Genomic DNA, 16,489 nt, shown 5'->3' on the forward strand with positions numbered 1-16,489 from the left:
GCTTGATTGTGTGTCGCATAATACGGACGAATAGGAGCCTAAACAACGCGAAAAGCAATTTAAATGCGACGACGATCCAAGGTTGTGATCTGCGTCACGGAATGGTTTTGTTCAGAAAGTGTTCAGTGGTTATCAGAGAGTCCAGCGCCGAGTGCGCCAGCGGGAGGTGCCGTAGGCTGTGGTACTGCTCTCTATCGGTTCTGGAAGGGCTTTCGGTTGGGGAGAAAGGTCAAGCCGGGTAAGGAGCGATAGCGCTTGTCGGGAAAAAGGGGAGTGGCGCGTTACTAAGAGGCCAGCAGGCCGGTGGCCGGGGAAAACGCGCCGGGCTGCCCACCGCGTCGGGAAGGGGCCGCCGTCCGCGAGCCCCTGTCGAAACAACAGGGGCAGGCCTGCCCCATCTCTGCCTGCACAGAGGAGTGGGTTACATCCGACGGGTCAGCGAGAGGAATGTCGTTCTGCGGGCCCCAAAGCCGGACTCAATCAGCAACTCCCAATCGCGATTCAGGGCGTACTGCGCGCCAACGATGGTGTTCCACCGGGAGGAGGCACTCTGTTTGACATCAAACCGGCCTTCACCGAGCAGAAGGGCAAGCTCCGGGATCAGGTCCGCCAGGTCTCCGGACAAATCCTGTTGTACCCGCTGATACATGCCTCCGGCATAAAGCCGAAACTCACGGCCACCGTCGAGTTCCCATCGATAGCCAACGCGAGGCGCCGTGACCAGTGTTTTGATCTTACCGTCCACTTTGCGCAGGTCAGTCAGGGTGTAGTTGGTGTCGATGACGCCAAACCAATTGCCGATTCCCCCGGCGAAGGTGGTGCCCAGGCCGTAGGTGGGTCCCGAGAGATCCAGCGCAAAGGGGGCGCCGACAACCGCGTCGCCGATACCGTCGATCAGGCCACAAAGGATCTTATCGCCAAACTCCGGCAGGTCGTCGGGATTGCAGCTCAGCTGTCTGATGGTGGCAACCGATTCACCGCTGGTGTAGCCCACGATCCCGTAGACATTCCAGAAGGGCAGTACCCACAGATCCCCTCGCAGAGTCGTGTTGTACCCTTCGAATTCGGCATCGGGAGCGCTGATCTCAAGCGCTTCAAGCACAGGAGACCCGGAAAGACCGATCTCCTGCACCCGCACCGGGTTGCTCATATCCATATAGGAAACCGACAGCCCCCACGGCTTGGGCAGGGTGTAACCCAGTTCCGTGGCCTTTTCTCCCCAGATCGGAAACCGGGAGTCTGACGCCAGGCCCGGTGCACTTGCTGCCAACAGGGCTACGGCAGAAATGACCTTTCTCATTGCAATGTCTCATTCAGTTGGTTGAAGCGGATTGGTCCCTCGATGGCGCCATACACCGCCACATGCTCCTCCAGGGTGCTGATGGGCGGGACCGGCTTGATCGATTTCACGCTGGCAGTGGTGTTCTGAAAGCTCAGTGCTTTAGGCACCGCTGCAACGAGAACCAGGGCCGCGAGTGCGACCGTCAATAGCGTCAGCTGTTGCTGAATTCGGATGGTCATGGCGCCCCCTACACACTGAGAACGAAGAGGAGGATGGCCAGAGCCGTCAGAAGCCCGGCCACTGGAGGCCCGTCTTCCTGTTGATGTTTGTTGTTTCTCATTTTCTGCTCCTGCACTCCCACAAGAACGGCATGGCTCTAACGTGGAGTGATGCTTGTTAAGGCTCTAATGGGCGCAAATATAGAGATAAAAGGCTTCCTAAAGCAACGGGCCGTAGCGTAAGGTGAGTTATTTTGTGATCCGCTTGGCAAACCGGTGTCAGTCTGTCGGTTGAAACCGCTGTGAAGTCCTCAAACTGGGCAGATGTGTTGCCCTGAACCGGCGTTTTGCCGGAACCCGGCGGTTTAGTGGGCATGACCTGAAGGAGAAAGCCGGGGAAGGTGAGGAAAGTCTTAACGTCACGGGAATGGTGTAAGCTGGTAAAAAATCAAACAAAAACGTGGATGACAACGGATGGTTCAGAGTAGGGCTGCGGCAGCGGAGCCGGTGAGTAAGCTCGAGATCTTCGGCTGGGCGATGTTTGACGTATCCAACTCCGCCTACACCACGGTGGTGATTACCATCGTATACAGCGCGTTCTTTGTGCATCACCTGGTGCCGGAAACCTCAGAGTGGGGCAACACCTACTGGGGCGTGGCGATGGTGGTGTCCAACTTGCTGACGATGCTGCTGGCCCCGTTAATGGGGACCCTCTGCGATCTGAAAGGGGGCAAGAAGCGCTTTTTGCTGGGCAACATGCTGCTCTGTGCGGTCACCACGGCATGCCTCTATTTTGTCGGCCCCGGCGCCATAGGGTGGGCCATCCTGTTGATCACCATCAGCAATGTGGCCTGGATGCTGTCAGAGGTGTTTTGCGCCAGTTTCCTGACCGATCTGGCCACCCCGAAAACCATGGGGCTGATCTCCGGCATCGGCTGGGGCGTGGGCTATCTTGGCGGACTGCTGAGTCTGGTGATGGTGCTGTTTGGTGTGATCACCACAACCGCAGAGGCAGATCTGGCCACCTACATTCACCAGAATCAGTTGTCGATGCTGGCGGTCGGCGCTTTTTTTGTGGTGGTTTCCCTGCCCACCATCCTCTGGCTCAAGGAACGCGACCCCATCCGCCGGGATGTGTCGGCCAAAGAGGTATGGCGTCAGACCTGGCAACGACTGAGTCACTGCTGGCAGTTGACCCGGGCGTTGCCTGTGCTGTGGCGCTTCTTTCTGGTGTTTACCCTGTATTCCGCCGGGATGGCGATCGTCATCAAATTCTTCGGCATCTATGTGGACGCCCGACTCTCCCTGAGTGCGGGTGAGAAGACCACCATCTTTCTGGCTCTGCAGGTGTCCGCTTTTGTGGGCGCCGTGGCCTTCGGTGTGCTGGAAACCCGCATCGGGCCCAAGGCGACCATCTTTCTGACGCTGGTCTGGTGGATCCTCGGTGTGCTCTCCATCTACGGTCTGACGCCTCTGTCTGAGTGGTTGGGGATGACGGAAAACCAGGTGTTTACCATCTGTGCACTGCTGGCGGGTTCCGGCCTGGGGTCAACCCAGAGCGCCAGTCGCACCATCGTTGGTCTGCTGACGCCGGTGCGCTACAGCGCCATGATGTTCGGCTTCTGGGGCCTGTTTGGGCGATTGGCCACCATCCTTGGCAGTCTCTCCTTTGCCCTGGTGGCGGATCTGTTCAGTCTGCAGGATGGCCTGCTGGTGATTCTGGCGTTTTTTGTACTGGGTGCAGTGCTGGTGCTCGGAGTGCCGATCAGTCAGGGGATGAAGCAGGCGGGTCATCACGCCGATAACGGCGCGACCTGAAACGCAAAAGCCCGATTGCTCTGCTAATTTTTGTTCACTGACTCGGCACTCAAGGAACATGGAGCAGGGCATGAATCCATGGCGCAACCATCTCGTTACCGGCCTGCTGATCGGCTTTTTGTCCGCCTGTGGCGGAGAGAAGCCTCAGCAGGGGCCACCGCCCGCTGCTGAAGTCGGCGTTATCACGCTCAAAACGCAGCCCGTTACACTGTCGGTCCAACTGGCGGGTCGCACCAGGGCGTCCCTGCAAGCGGAGGTGCGTCCCCAGATCTCCGGCATCGTGCTGGAGCGGAACTTTGCCGAGGGGGCTATGGTGCAGGAGGGCCAGCAGCTCTACCTGATCGATCCCGCCCCCTTTGAAGCGGACCTGGACCGGGCCAAAGCGGATCTGGCCAAAGCCCGTGCCAATCTGAAAACCGCCAAAAACCGCGCTGATCGTTACGCCAATCTGGTTGCGGCTCGCGCCGTGTCGCAACAGGACTACGATGACGCGCTGGCCAACTTCCAACAGGCACAGGCGGACGTCGCCACCGCGCAGGCGGCGATGGAAACGGCGGTGATCAACCTGGATTACACCAAGGTGTATGCCCCAATCACCGGCCTGGCCGGACGCTCGACCGTGACCGTCGGCGCGCTGGTGACCGCCAATCAGGGCGACCCGCTGGTGACGTTACAGCAGTTTGACCCCATGTTTGTGGACGTGACCGAATCCAGTCGGGCACTGAACCAACTCCGCCGGGACTGGGCTTCCGGCGCGTTGATCAAGCAGGACAGCGCCAAGGTCAAACTCTACTTCGACGATAACGACCTTTATGAGCACGAAGGTACCTTCGAGTTTGCCGACATCAATGTTGATACGGGTACCGGCACCTTTACCATCCGCACCGCCTTCCCCAACCCGGATTCGGTTCTGCTTCCCGGCATGTTTGTACGGGCTGAACTGGTGAGAGGCGTGGTGCCAGAGGGCTTGCTGGTGCCTGCTCGTGGCGTCACCCGTAACGCCAAGGGCGATGCCACCGTCATGGTGGTTAACAACGACAAGGTTGAACAGCGTGTTGTGCAGGTGGAGCAGATGGTGGGTCAGGACTGGCTGGTCCGTCAGGGACTCGCTGCGGGAGACAAGGTGATTCTGGAAGGGCTTCAATTCATCCGTCCCGGTGTGCCTGTGGGCACGGTCCGGGAAGTGAAATCCAGTCCGGACCCGAAAGGCTAGGGGGGCACCATGGCCAACTTCTTTATTGACCGGCCCGTCTTTGCCTGGGTACTGGCGATCCTGACGATGCTGGCGGGTCTGCTCTCCCTGTTGGAGCTGCCTGTGGCGCAGTACCCCAATATCGCCCCGCCGGCGATCCAGGTCTCCGCCTTCTACCCTGGTGCCTCTGCCAAAACCGCCGAGGAAACGGTTACCCAGGTGATCGAGCAGGAACTGACCGGGCTGGACGGACTTCGCTACATCTCATCCGAGTCGGACTCTTTCGGTAACGCCATCATCACCCTGACCTTTGAAGCGGGTACCGACCCGGACATTGCCCAGGTGCAGGTGCAGAACAAGGTCTCCGGTGCCACAGCGAAACTGCCGGAAGTGGTTCAGCGCCAGGGGGTGGTGGTGGAAAAATCCAGCGACACCTTCCTGATGGTGATCGCCTTCTACTCCACCGACGGCTCCATGACCGACACCGACCTGTCGGACTTTGTGGCCAGTAATCTGGAGGACCCCATCAGCCGGGTGCCCGGCGTGGGCTCGGTGCAACTCTTTGGCGCCGAATACGCCATGCGGATCTGGCTCGATCCCAACCGGCTGGAGAGTTACAGCCTCAACCCCACTGATGTGACCGCCGCGATTGCTGAGCAGAACACCCAGGTTTCTGCCGGTCAGTTGGGCGCCACGCCGGTGATCAAGGGGCAGCAGCTTAACGCCACTATTACTGCCCGCTCTCTGTTGAGAACCCCGGAGGAGTTTGAGGGGATCCTGCTCAAGGTGGAGGAGGATGGCTCTGAAGTGCGGATCCGGGATGTGGCACGGGTTGAACTGGGGGCCGCCAACTACAGCACCATCGCCCGCTATAACGGCCAGCCTGCCAGTGGTCTCGGGGTTGCCCTCGCCACCGGTGCCAACGCGCTGGATACCATGAATGCGGTCAATGAGCGCATCGATGAGTTGCGCAACCTGTTTCCACCCGGCGTGGATATGCAGGTGCCCTATGACACCACACCCTTTGTAAAACTCTCCATTGAGAACGTCGTCCACACCCTGATTGAAGCGGTGGTGCTGGTGTTCCTGGTGATGTACCTGTTCCTGCAAAGCTTCCGGGCAACCCTGATCCCCACCATCGCGATTCCCGTGGTGGTACTGGGCACCATGGCGGTGTTGATGGCGCTGGGTTACAGCATCAATACCCTCACCATGTTTGCCATGGTGCTGGCGATCGGTCTGCTGGTGGACGACGCCATTGTGGTGGTGGAAGGGGTTGAACGGGTGATGGAGGAGGAGGGACTGCCTCCTCTGGAAGCCACCCGTAAGTCGATGCAACAACTCTCCGGTGCCCTGGTGGGGATCGGCATGGTGCTCTCTGCGGTGTTTGTGCCGATGGCCTTCTTTGGCGGCACCACCGGGATCATCTATCGCCAGTTCTCCATCACCATTGTGACGGCAGTGGCGCTGTCGGTGCTGGTCGCATTGATTCTGACGCCGACCCTCTGCGTGGCCCTGATGAAACCGGGGCATGGCGGTGGTAGTGATAAGGGGTTTTTCGGCTGGTTCAACCGCACCTTTGAGCGGGCCACCAATGGCTACGTCAATCATGTCGATGGCTTTATCAAGCGGACGGGCCGTCTGATGATGGTCTACCTGGCGCTGGCGGCGGTGGCGGGCTACTTCATGACCCGCTTGCCCACCAGCTTCCTGCCGGATGAGGACCAGGGTGTGATGATTGGCATGGTGATGCTGCCAACCGGCTCTACCCAGGAGCAGACGGTCGAGGTGCTGAAAAAGGCCGAAACCTACTTTATGGAGAACGAAACCGAGTCGGTGGCCTCGGTGTTTTCGGTGGCAGGATTCAGTTTTGCCGGGCGGGGCGCCAACGCCGGTATCCTGTTTATGAACATGCAGCCCTTTGACGAACGTACCACGCCACAGACCTCGGTCTGGTCGGTAATGGGTCGGGCCCAGCGGGCCTTCTCCCAGATCAAGGAGGCGATGGTGTACGTGTTTGCGCCCCCGGCCATTATCGAACTGGGTACTGCTACCGGCTTTGACATGTACCTGCAGGATCGTACCGGCATGGGCCACGATGCACTGATGCAGGGGCGCAACCAGTTGTTGGGGATGGCGATGCAGAATCCCAACCTGATGAATGTGCGCCCCAACGGTCTGGATGACACCCCTCAGTTTGTGATTGAGATTGATCAGCTCAAGGCGGAGGCCCTTGGCGTCAGCATCAATGACATCAACAACACCCTGACCACCTCGTTCGGCAGTGCGTATGTGAACGACTTTATCGACCGCGGCCGGGTGAAGCAGGTGTATGTGCAATCCGATGCCGCCTTCCGCATGGTGCCATCCGATATCGACTTCTGGTACGTCCGCAATAACCAGGGTGAGATGGTGCCGCTCAAGGCGATCACCAGCACCCGCTGGGAGTTCGGTTCGCCCCGACTGGAGCGCTTCAACGGGGTGTCCGCCATGCAGATCCAGGGGGAGCCCAAGCCGGGGATCAGTACCGGTGTCGCCATGACCACCATGGAGCAGTTGGTGTCCCAGTTGCCTAATAATCTCAATGTGGCCTGGAGTGGGCTCTCCTATGAAGAGAAGGAAGCGGGCGGTCAGGCCGGAGCACTCTATGTGCTTTCGATCCTGATCGTATTCCTCTGTCTGGCGGCTCTGTATGAGAGCTGGAGTGTGCCTTTTGCTGTGGTGCTGGTGGTGCCGCTGGGGGTACTGGGGGCGGTGATCGCCACCGGTTTGCGCGGCCTGGACAACGACGTCTACTTCCAGGTGGGCCTGCTCACTACGGTGGGACTCTCAGCTAAGAACGCCATCATGATCGTGGAGTTCGCCAAGCAGTACTTTGAGGAGGGGGCAGATATGGTCCACGCGGCACTGCACGCGGCCCGGGTCCGTCTGCGTCCCATCCTGATGACCTCACTGGCCTTCGGTTTCGGGGTACTGCCCCTGGCGATCTCCAGCGGGGCGGGCTCCGGTGCACAGAACGCAGTGGGTACCGGGGTGATCGGAGGGGTGATTACCGCCACCTTCCTCGGTGTGTTCTTCGTACCGCTGTTCTTCGTGTTTGTCAGCCGCATTGCGCACAGGGAGCGCACTCAGGCGCCGGTGGAGGAGGGGGCATGAAGCGACATCTTATCGCGGCCACGGTCGCCGCCACACTGGCCACCGGGTGCAGCATGGCGCCGGATTATGAAACGCCGCCCTCACCAGTGGACGAGATTTGGCCCCTCAGCGCCGGCGAGGCGGATATGGGCAACAGCGCCATTGAGGATTGGCGCACCTTTGTTCTGGACCCCCGTCTGCAGGTGTTGGTGGAAAGGGCGCTTGAGCACAACCGCGATCTGCGGGTAGCGGTTCAGACCCTGCGCCGGGCGGAAGCCCTCTATGGGGTGCAGCGTTCGCAGAAATTCCCCGACATTGATTTGGGTGTTCGTGGCAGCAACCAGCGTCTGGGCGAAGCGGTCACCGGCGGAGAAAGTCGCATTGACCGGCAGTACAGCGTTGATCTGGGGATGACCGCCTATGAGATCGACTTCTGGGGTCGTCTGGCCAGTCTGGAGGAGCAGGCGCTGCAATCCTTCCTGGCCACCGATGAAGCCCGACGGAATACCCACATTGCTGTAGTCAGCCAGGTGATCACCGCCTATCTGACTCTGGCGGCGGACCGGGCGCTGTTGCGCCTGGCCAACGAAACCCTGTCGACACAGAGCGCGTCACTGGCTCTGACAGAGCGCAGCTTTGAAAACGGCGTCGCCACTGGACTTGATGTGGCACAGGCCCAGGTCACCGTGGCGATTGCCCAGGTGGATGTGGCCAACTACACCAACCGGGTTGCAGCTGATATCAATGCACTGGCAGTGCTGGTGGGCACCGGTTACGACCCGATCCTGCTGCCGGATGGCCGACGTGAGATTGAACTGGGGCCGATCCAGGTGGGGATGCCCTCGGCCATGCTGATGCAGCGGCCCGATATCCGTTCTGCCGAACATACCCTGATGGCGGCCAACGCCAATATCGGTGCGGCACGGGCGGCGTTCTTCCCCAATATCTCCCTGACCGCCACCGCCGGGGTGCTCAGTGGTGACCTTGACGATCTGTTCAGCGGCGATGCCCGCAGCTGGAACTTTACCCCGACCCTGACCCAGCCGATCTTTCACTGGGGTGAGTTGAGCGGCAACCTGGACGTGGCCAAAGCGGATCGGGAGATCGCCCTAGCGCAGTATGAACGAACCATTCAACTGGCGTTCCAGGAAGTGGCTAATGCGCTGGCGTCCCGGCGCAATCTGGCGGACCAGTTTATGGCTCAACAGCAGTTGGTGGCGGCCTACCGGGACAGCTATGAACTCTCCGACCTTCGCTTCCGACAGGGCGTGGACAACTTCTTCTCGGTGCTGGATTCCCAGCGGAACTACTACCAGGCGGAACAGGATTTGATCAGTCTTCGCCTGAGCCAACAGGCCAATCTGGTGGCATTGTTCAAAGCGATGGGGGGCGGCTGGACCGGCAGTTGGCAGGCCAGGGAGCAGGGCGATCAAACCCCTGAGCCTGAGAGCGAGGCGCCATAGTCCTCAACTACACTGAAAGGGACAGATGACGTTATTTTGGGAGGCAGTGACCCATGCTATTACGTGATACCCAGTCCGGCGATCTGGTGGAGGTGATGGACACCACCGCATTGGTGAACCCCTTTGCGGACTCCGTTATGGTGCAGTTCCAGTGCGGTGAGGATCTGCCTGATCCGGAGATCTGCACCAAGTCCAACCTGGTGTTTCCCTCCGGAGAAACCCTGCCGGAGTGCTGGCGCAACGGCCACTACCGCCAAAGCTGATAAAAAAAGCCCCCGTGTCGGGGGCTTTTTGTTGAGATTCACACCTCAATCATATTGAGCCACACATCGTGCTTGTTGCACATGCTGAGGGCGTACAGTGGGCCGCTGTATTCGGCGAGGGCAAATTCGGAGATGGGGGCGGCGTCCTTCATTGGGTCAAACATCCGCTCATCGATAAACTCAAAGTTGCCGTCCAGCAGGGTGTGTTTAACGATGTAGTGCTCATACCCTTTCATCTCGTGACCGGTCACCACTTTCACCTTCCCGGCGTCTTTATCGACCTCAATCATCGGCAGGTGGCCAGCCACCTTTTTGCTCCAACGGCCAGGGGCGTCCTGAGTGTAATAAACGCCGCCCGCCATGGGTGAGCCTTCCACTCCGGCCAATACCTGACGGGGGGCCACCAGCGTGGCTGCGGCTCCCACTAACCCCAACCGGATCAGTTCACGTCGTTGCATACTCATCTCCCTTTGCAGTTATTCGGGCATCATCGCCCTGAAAAATGGCTCTCCTAGTGGTGGCACACGGGGGGCAAATTGTCCATTTAATGACCGCCTTGAATTGACTCCAGGCAGGTGGGATTGAGTCAACTAGCAACTGAGCCGACGCTGTCCGACGTCCAGGTAGGGTTTCGGAGGGAGCATTCATAATGTGAAGGTATGAAGTCAGACGTGACCGGGATCAACCTCTGGCCCCGCCCGACTCAGGGGGGTATCATAGTCGCCACTTCCAAACTCTTATAAAAACACTGGCATAGCAAAAAAGGGCGGGACGCCCGCGGAGTAGAAAATGGCCGTGATCCAGAAAGAGCACTTCATCAGCTCAGTGGCTGATGCACTGCAATACATCTCCTATTACCACCCGAAGGACTTTATCGACGCGCTGACTGAGGCCTACGCCCGGGAGATCAACCCGGCAGCCAAGGACGCCATGGCGCAGATCCTGATCAACAGCCGCATGAGCGCACAGGGCCATCGCCCGCTGTGTCAGGACACCGGCATCGTCACCTGCTTCGTCAAGATCGGCATGCAGGTTCAGTGGGACAGCGATCAGACGGTTCAGGAGATGGTGGATGAGGGCGTGCGCCGTGCCTACTCCAACCCGGACAACCCGCTGCGTGCCTCCATCGTCGCCGACCCGGCTGGCGCCCGTAAGAACACCAAAGACAACGCTCCCGCCGTGGTGCACATTGAGATGGTGCCGGGCGACACCGTGGAAGTGGCGATCGCAGCCAAGGGAGGTGGCTCCGAAAACAAATCCAAGATGGTGATGCTCAACCCCTCCGACGACATCGCCGAGTGGGTAGAGAAGACCCTGCCCACCATGGGCGCAGGCTGGTGCCCCCCGGGCATGCTGGGCATCGGCATTGGCGGCACCGCTGAGAAAGCGGCGGTAATGGCCAAAGAAGCCCTGATGGAGCACATCGACATCCATGAACTGCAGGCTCGCGGTGCTGAAACCACCGAAGAGAAGCTGCGTCTGGAGATCTTCGAACGCGCCAATAAACTGGGCATCGGTGCTCAGGGTCTGGGCGGTCTGACCACGGTGCTGGATGTGAAGATCAAATCCGCGCCGACCCACGCCGCCTCCAAGCCGGTGGTGATGATCCCCAACTGCGCCGCCACCCGCCATGTGCACTTCCACCTGGACGGCACCGGTCCGGCAGAGCTGCCGGTACCCAAGCTGGAGGATTGGCCGGAAGTGACCCAGGAAGCGGGCGACAACGTCAAGCGCGTGTTCCTCGACAACATCACCAAGGAAGAGCAGGAAAGCTGGAAAGCGGGCGATGTTCTGCTGCTGAACGGAAAGATCCTGACTGGCCGTGATGCCGCTCATAAGCGCATCAAGGACCTGCTGGACTCCGGCGCAGGTCTGCCGGAAGGCGTGGATTTCAACGGTCGCTTTATCTACTACGTGGGCCCGGTCGATGCGGTGCGTGACGAAGTGGTTGGCCCCGCGGGCCCCACCACCGCAACCCGTATGGACAAGTTCACCGAGCAGATGCTGTCCGAAACCGGCCTGATGGGCATGATAGGTAAAGCGGAGCGTGGCCCGGCCACGGTACAGAGCATCGCTGACCACAAGTCCGTTTACCTGATGGCCGTTGGTGGCGCTGCTTACCTGGTTGCCAAGGCGATCAAGCAATCCCGCGTGGTGGCGTTTGAGGACCTCGGCATGGAAGCGATCTACGAGTTTGACGTGGAAGATATGCCGGTCACCGTGGCGGTGGACTCCACCGGCAACAACGTCCACGAATCTGGCCCGGCCTACTGGCGCGGTCAGATTGCCGAGTTGGATAAGTAATGAAGAAGGCCCCTTAATCGGGGCCTTTTTTATGGGTTGTTCAATACTGTAGGAACTCAACCAACAACAGGACCCGTCATGGAAACCCTGACACTGCTGGGACAGGTACTGGCTTTTGTGGCCATGGTGATGTCTGGGGCTCTGCTGAATCGGGTCACCGGGCTGGAGATCACCCTGTCCTGTCTCACCAGCGGCGTGGTGGCCGGGCTGCTGGTGACCACCTTTGGCTGGGATGTGGGTTTGCGGGCTGAGTTTGTTCAGGACCAGGTGTTCTACCTGTTTTTGCCCATTCTGATCTTTCAGGCCGCCTGGGCATTGCCCCCCTCCATGTTGCGGCTGTGGGCGGGCAAAGCGCTGTTTCTGGCCACCGTCGGCGTGCTGCTGACCGGTTTTATCTGTGCCCTGGTGATCTGGTGGGCCATCGGCCATCCCACTGGCCTGCCGCTGATGATGGCGGCGCTGACCGGCGCCATTCTCTCCGCGACAGACCCGGTTGCCGTGGTGGCGACCCTCCAGCGTCTGCATGCCCCAAAGGATCTCGCCACCCTGTTCGAGGCGGAAAGCCTGCTTAATGACGCCACGGCAGTGGTGCTGTTTGCGCTGGTGATGGGGATTCTGCAGCAGGAGATGACAGACCCATCGCTGCTGGGGATCGTGCTGGAGTTTTGTGTGGTCTTTTTCGGCGGGATCCTGACCGGGGCTGCGCTGGGCTGGATGGGGCAGGGGCTGATCCGCTATCTGGCAAGGGAAGATCTCGGAATGATCACTCTGCTGCTGCTCGCCTTCGGCAGTTTCTTTGTGGCGGAGCACCTGCTCCACGTCTCCGGCATTATGGCTGCCGCCAGCGCCGCGCTGGTGTGCCGGGCCGGGTTGGCCAAAGCGGAATCGGCGGCGATACCGAGACTGAGCAATGGTCTGGAGTGGTTCGGCTTGCTCTTCAACCTGCTGATCTTCTGCCTGATGGGGCTGGTGATCACCTTTGATATGTTTTTGGAGCGCTACTGGGCCATGGCTTTGGCCATCGGCGCGGCGGTGTTTGCCCGGTTTGCGTCGGTCTATCTCTGCCAGGGCATTCTGACTCTCAGCGGTCGCCCATTGCCTCGTGGCTGGCCGTTGCTGCTCAGCTGGGGTGGGCTGCGTGGCGCCATTGCCATCGCGCTGGTGCTCTCCCTGCCCATAGCGCTGCCCGGCTGGTGGACCGTGCAGTCCATGGTGTTTGCGGTGGTGCTGTTTTCCCTGCTGGTACAGGGCACCACCTTCGCGCCGTTGCTCAGGCGTCACCTGGATTCGGTGTGATCCCCTGACAGCTCAGAGAGTTGGGCTGTAGCGACAAGGTTGCACATGGGTTGCAAGCGTGGAAAAGTATGGGGGCTTTAAACCCTGAGCGGTCTCTGTATGGCGGGGGCATTTCCGTCAGCCGCCTAGCTAAGTGGGAACAATAACAATGAATCAATGGATTGCGGCGCTGACTGTGGCGCTACCCCTGGGCAGCGCTGTCGCTGCTGAACCCTTTAATGTCCACCACCTCAACAGCTTCAATAAAGTGCACTCCAGTGCCTTGGCACCGGATGGCAGCACCGTGGTGTACGGCCTGAAAACCGTTGATGGCGACCACACTCAGTCTGATCTCTATCGACTGACGGTAGGTGGCGAAGCGGAACGCCTGACCTTCGACAAAGGCACCGAGCACTCCGTGGCGTTCAGCGCCGATGGCAAAGGGATCTACTTCCTCTCGGCCCGTTCCGGCTCCACCCAATTGTGGTATCTGCCTCTGAGCGGCGGTGAAGCCCGTCAGATCTCCGATCTGCCCCTGAGCGTGGACGGCTTTAAGTTCGATAACGCCGGTAAGCAGGTGGTTCTGCAGGTGCGCATCGACCCCGCCTGCGAGACCCTGGCCTGCAGTGCCGAAAAGGCCGAAGCCCGCGAAGAGATCAAAACCACCGGCCAGCACTATACCCAGTTGATGTATCGCCACTGGGACACCTGGACCGACGGCCTGCGTAACCACCTGTTTGTGGCGAACCTTGAGGGTGACAGCCTGAGCGAGCCGGTGGATGTGACGGTGGGTCTGGATACCGAAGTTCCGCCACTGCCGTTCTCCGGTCTGGAAGAGGTGAGCTTTACCCCGGATGGCAAGCACATCGTTTACGCCGCCAAAGCTCCGGGTAAGGACCAGTCCTGGCACACCAACTATGACCTCTGGCAGGTGCCGGTAACCGGTGGGGATGCGGTTAACCTGACCGCTGATAACCCGGCCTGGGACAGCCACCCGACCTTCTCCGCCGACGGCCAGTACATGGCCTGGATGGCGATGAGCATTCCCGGTTACGAGGCAGACCGCTTCCGCGTGATGCTGAAAGACCTGCGCTCCGGTGAAGTGAAAGAGCTGGCGCCCGGTTGGGACCGCAGTGCCGGTGGCATCGCGTTTGGCGATGACAGCAATACGCTCTTCGTCACTGCACAGGATCTGGGGCAGGTCTCCATCTTTGCCATGGACACCCGCTTTGGTGACCGTGTCACCCTGGTGAACGAAGGCAGCAACAGCCTGCAGGCCGCGGCCGGTGGCAAACTGCTCTATACCCGCAACACCCTGAACGAGCCGACCGATCTCTACCTGATGGACGCGGGCGGTCGCAACCAGACCCGCCTGACCAACGTCAACGCCGACAAACTCAAAGAGGTGGCGTTTGGTGAGTATGAGCAGTTCAGCTTCAAGGGCTGGAACAACGAAACCGTCTACGGCTACTGGATCAAACCCGCGGACTACAAAGAGGGCGAGAAGTACCCGGTGGCATTCCTGGTTCACGGTGGCCCACAGGGCAGCTTTGGTAACCGCTGGCATGGCCGCTGGAACGCTCAGCTGTGGGCGGGCGCCGGTTTTGGCGTGGTGATGATCGACTTCCACGGATCCACTGGCTACGGCACCGAGTTTACCCACTCCATCTCCAAGGACTGGGGCGGCAAACCGTTGGAAGATCTACAGAAGGGCCTGGCTGCCGTGGGCAAACAGCAACCCTGGCTGGACGTGAATAACGCCTGTGCCGCAGGGGGCTCCTACGGTGGCTACATGATGAACTGGATTGCCGGTAACTGGAACGACGGCTTCCAGTGTCTGGTTAACCACGCCGGTCTGTTCGATATGCGCAGCTTCTACATGGTGACCGAGGAGTTGTGGTTCCCTGAGTACGAGTTCGGCGGCACCTACTGGGACAGCACCGAACTGTACGAGAAGTTCAACCCGGTTAACCACATCGACAAGTGGCAAACCCCGATGCTGGTGATCCACGGTGCCCTGGATTACCGCGTCCCGCTGGAGCAGGGCCTGGCAGCCTTTACCGTGCTGCAGCGTAAAGGGATCGAATCCGAACTGCTGATGTTCCCGGACGAGAATCACTGGATTCTCAACCCCGACAATCTGGTGCAGTGGTATGAACACACCCTGGGTTGGATGAAGAAGCATACCGATAAGTGATCCCGCGCGATTAGGGATTGCCTGCTGAAACGGCGCCACTCGGCGCCGTTTTTATTGGGCTGCATATCACTGCCATAGAGGATGCTTTAGCTCAGGAAGTGCACTAGTGAACGGCTCATCCATTACGGCGCTTTGACAAGAAAGCGTCGCTCATTCAATACGGAGTTCAAACTGGAAGCCGCATGCCTGGTTCTCGATCAGAGTTATTGCCGAGGCCAAATGCCGGTTAGACGTCGGCAGCAGCAAAAGATCCAAGCGTTTGAAGCCCGAATTAATCGGCTTAAACGTGGGAAAGCGGTACTTAAATATGGCCACAGCTCTCTTCTGATGGCGGACGAATTCGAATGAGCGCGCTGCTAGACCGGGCGAGAGAGCACAATGATGGGTGCCGCCTTCGAGTGCCGAGTTTTGGTTTAAACAGGCGTCCAGATATCGTTGACCATTCCATATGTCCAGATAAGTAAGCGAGATAAGCCGCCTTATACCAATCCATTTCTATCGGCATACGCCAGGAGATTGGATACTCTGCCGCTGACCAACAGCGGTATGGCGGCTACAAGATGGTTTTCCGACCAGTCCCACCAGGCTAAAGCTTCCAGGGTAGCTTGCTCTTCCTCGCTAAAGCGGGCTCTAAAGACTCTGGCGGGATTGCCCACTGCGATGGCATAGGGAGGAATGTCTCTGGATACCACGGATTTGCTTCCGATGATGGCACCGTTGCCAATGGATACACCAGGCATCACGGTGACCTCGAAGCCCAGCCAGACATCATGGCCAATCACCGTGTCCTTAATTTTTTTGAATGGGTAATCAGTGATGGGCTTAGCCTCGGCCCATTTTCCGCCAAATACTGCGAAGGGAAAGGTGCTTATCCCGGCCGTGGCGTGATTGGCGTCGGGCATGATGAACTTCACGCCGTGCGCGATGGCGCAGAACTTTCCGATATGAAGGGACGCTCCGGAGAAGCCGAAGTTGTACAGCACATTATTGTCCAGGAACCGTGTTGGGTCCTCAAAGTCGCTGTAGTAGCTGTAATCCCCGACAAACACATTGGTGACGCCGCTTTGGGCGATCAGGGGCTTCAATAAAACCGTATTGTCGACATTTTCAATAGGATACAAGGTGTTCGGATTCATCCGGTTACCAGTTTATGGGGTTTACCCAAGGCTAACGAAACGCCCCTAAGAAGGCTACGGTTCCATTTGACTTGTTCTTTCCTGGTTTGGCTGGCGAAGTTAATAAAGGAGCTAAACTAGAAGGAGCTAAGCTGGACACCCATTTTCAGCCTCAATGGCCGCTTAGGAGGCAATATTTGCCTGTAAAGCCCATCCTACGAGTAGCT

Annotated in this window: 12 protein-coding genes and 1 pseudogene; 9 read left to right on the forward strand and 4 right to left on the reverse strand. The window is 59.1% G+C overall.

Translation table 11 applies throughout. From position 1 onward, the window contains the following. Positions 1-421: 421 nt before the first annotated feature. Together KUV52_RS12585 and KUV52_RS12590 are read right to left on the reverse strand one after the other, a co-directional pair. Positions 422-1,300 (reverse strand): hypothetical protein, encoded by an 879-nt coding sequence (locus tag KUV52_RS12585; RefSeq protein ID WP_222526283.1) that lies wholly within the window; start codon positions 1,298-1,300, stop codon positions 422-424. Then, positions 1,297-1,521, reverse strand: coding sequence for a hypothetical protein (locus KUV52_RS12590; RefSeq protein WP_222526284.1), 225 nt, complete (start codon positions 1,519-1,521; stop codon positions 1,297-1,299). Before KUV52_RS12590 ends, KUV52_RS12585 begins: the two co-directional genes overlap by 4 nt. Positions 1,522-1,974: 453 nt before the next feature. Between KUV52_RS12590 and KUV52_RS12595 the strand changes: the two genes are divergently transcribed. From KUV52_RS12595 to KUV52_RS12615, 5 genes are all read left to right on the forward strand, one after another. Next, positions 1,975-3,318: an MFS transporter gene (locus tag KUV52_RS12595; protein ID WP_222526285.1), complete on the forward strand. Its 1,344-nt coding sequence runs from the start codon at positions 1,975-1,977 to the stop codon at positions 3,316-3,318. 70 nt (positions 3,319-3,388) lie between these two features. Further along, positions 3,389-4,531, forward strand: coding sequence for an efflux RND transporter periplasmic adaptor subunit (locus KUV52_RS12600; RefSeq protein WP_222526286.1), 1,143 nt, complete (start codon positions 3,389-3,391; stop codon positions 4,529-4,531). A gap of 9 nt (positions 4,532-4,540) precedes the next feature. Beyond that, on the forward strand, positions 4,541-7,666 hold the full coding sequence (locus KUV52_RS12605) for an efflux RND transporter permease subunit (protein WP_222526287.1): 3,126 nt from the start codon (positions 4,541-4,543) through the stop codon (positions 7,664-7,666). Next, complete coding sequence (locus tag KUV52_RS12610) at positions 7,663-9,108, forward strand: efflux transporter outer membrane subunit (protein ID WP_222526288.1); 1,446 nt, start codon at positions 7,663-7,665, stop codon at positions 9,106-9,108. The genes KUV52_RS12605 and KUV52_RS12610 overlap by 4 nt, the downstream gene beginning before the upstream one ends. Positions 9,109-9,161: 53 nt before the next feature. Further along, positions 9,162-9,371 (forward strand): acetyltransferase, encoded by a 210-nt coding sequence (locus KUV52_RS12615; RefSeq protein ID WP_222526289.1) that lies wholly within the window; start codon positions 9,162-9,164, stop codon positions 9,369-9,371. A gap of 38 nt (positions 9,372-9,409) precedes the next feature. On the opposite strand, the gene KUV52_RS12620 is transcribed toward KUV52_RS12615, so the two are convergent. Beyond that, complete coding sequence (locus tag KUV52_RS12620) at positions 9,410-9,829, reverse strand: desulfoferrodoxin family protein (RefSeq protein WP_222526290.1); 420 nt, start codon at positions 9,827-9,829, stop codon at positions 9,410-9,412. A 331-nt stretch (positions 9,830-10,160) separates the two neighbouring features. Here KUV52_RS12620 and KUV52_RS12625 point away from each other — a divergent pair, with 331 nt between their 5' ends. The 4 genes and pseudogenes from KUV52_RS12625 to KUV52_RS19065 all read left to right on the forward strand — a co-directional run. After that, positions 10,161-11,675, forward strand: coding sequence for a fumarate hydratase (locus KUV52_RS12625; protein ID WP_222526291.1), 1,515 nt, complete (start codon positions 10,161-10,163; stop codon positions 11,673-11,675). Between the two features lie 78 nt (positions 11,676-11,753). Continuing rightward, the gene (locus KUV52_RS12630; RefSeq protein WP_222526292.1) at positions 11,754-12,971 is read left to right on the forward strand and encodes a cation:proton antiporter; all 1,218 of its coding nucleotides are present in this window, start codon (positions 11,754-11,756) and stop codon (positions 12,969-12,971) included. A 148-nt stretch (positions 12,972-13,119) separates the two neighbouring features. Next, positions 13,120-15,147 carry an alpha/beta hydrolase family protein gene (locus KUV52_RS12635; protein ID WP_222526293.1) on the forward strand — a complete coding sequence of 676 codons (2,028 nt, stop codon included), beginning with the start codon at positions 13,120-13,122 and terminating at the stop codon, positions 15,145-15,147. A 237-nt stretch (positions 15,148-15,384) separates the two neighbouring features. After that, a pseudogene (locus KUV52_RS19065) lies at positions 15,385-15,521 on the forward strand (IS3 family transposase); the annotation flags it as partial. A 105-nt stretch (positions 15,522-15,626) separates the two neighbouring features. Here the strand turns inward: KUV52_RS19065 and KUV52_RS12640 are convergent. Then, the gene (locus KUV52_RS12640; RefSeq protein ID WP_222526294.1) at positions 15,627-16,283 is read right to left on the reverse strand and encodes a CatB-related O-acetyltransferase; all 657 of its coding nucleotides are present in this window, start codon (positions 16,281-16,283) and stop codon (positions 15,627-15,629) included. Between the last annotated feature and the right edge of the window lie 206 nt (positions 16,284-16,489).

It is taken from the genome of Ferrimonas balearica (assembly GCF_019802055.1).
GTDB classification, from domain to species: Bacteria; Pseudomonadota; Gammaproteobacteria; order Enterobacterales; family Shewanellaceae; genus Ferrimonas; species Ferrimonas balearica_A.

What these genes read in the sequence shown, in the direction of transcription:
- KUV52_RS12585 (WP_222526283.1), bottom strand. Translation starts at nt 1,300, where the DNA reads ATGAGAAAGGTCATTTCTGCCGTAGCCCTGTTGGCAGCAAGTGCACCG.
- KUV52_RS12590 (WP_222526284.1), bottom strand. Translation starts at nt 1,521, where the DNA reads ATGACCATCCGAATTCAGCAACAGCTGACGCTATTGACGGTCGCACTC.
- KUV52_RS12595 (WP_222526285.1), top strand. Translation starts at nt 1,975, where the DNA reads ATGGTTCAGAGTAGGGCTGCGGCAGCGGAGCCGGTGAGTAAGCTCGAG.
- KUV52_RS12600 (WP_222526286.1), top strand. Translation starts at nt 3,389, where the DNA reads ATGAATCCATGGCGCAACCATCTCGTTACCGGCCTGCTGATCGGCTTT.
- KUV52_RS12605 (WP_222526287.1), top strand. Translation starts at nt 4,541, where the DNA reads ATGGCCAACTTCTTTATTGACCGGCCCGTCTTTGCCTGGGTACTGGCG.
- KUV52_RS12610 (WP_222526288.1), top strand. Translation starts at nt 7,663, where the DNA reads ATGAAGCGACATCTTATCGCGGCCACGGTCGCCGCCACACTGGCCACC.
- KUV52_RS12615 (WP_222526289.1), top strand. Translation starts at nt 9,162, where the DNA reads ATGCTATTACGTGATACCCAGTCCGGCGATCTGGTGGAGGTGATGGAC.
- KUV52_RS12620 (WP_222526290.1), bottom strand. Translation starts at nt 9,829, where the DNA reads ATGCAACGACGTGAACTGATCCGGTTGGGGTTAGTGGGAGCCGCAGCC.
- KUV52_RS12625 (WP_222526291.1), top strand. Translation starts at nt 10,161, where the DNA reads ATGGCCGTGATCCAGAAAGAGCACTTCATCAGCTCAGTGGCTGATGCA.
- KUV52_RS12630 (WP_222526292.1), top strand. Translation starts at nt 11,754, where the DNA reads ATGGAAACCCTGACACTGCTGGGACAGGTACTGGCTTTTGTGGCCATG.
- KUV52_RS12635 (WP_222526293.1), top strand. Translation starts at nt 13,120, where the DNA reads ATGAATCAATGGATTGCGGCGCTGACTGTGGCGCTACCCCTGGGCAGC.
- KUV52_RS12640 (WP_222526294.1), bottom strand. Translation starts at nt 16,283, where the DNA reads ATGAATCCGAACACCTTGTATCCTATTGAAAATGTCGACAATACGGTT.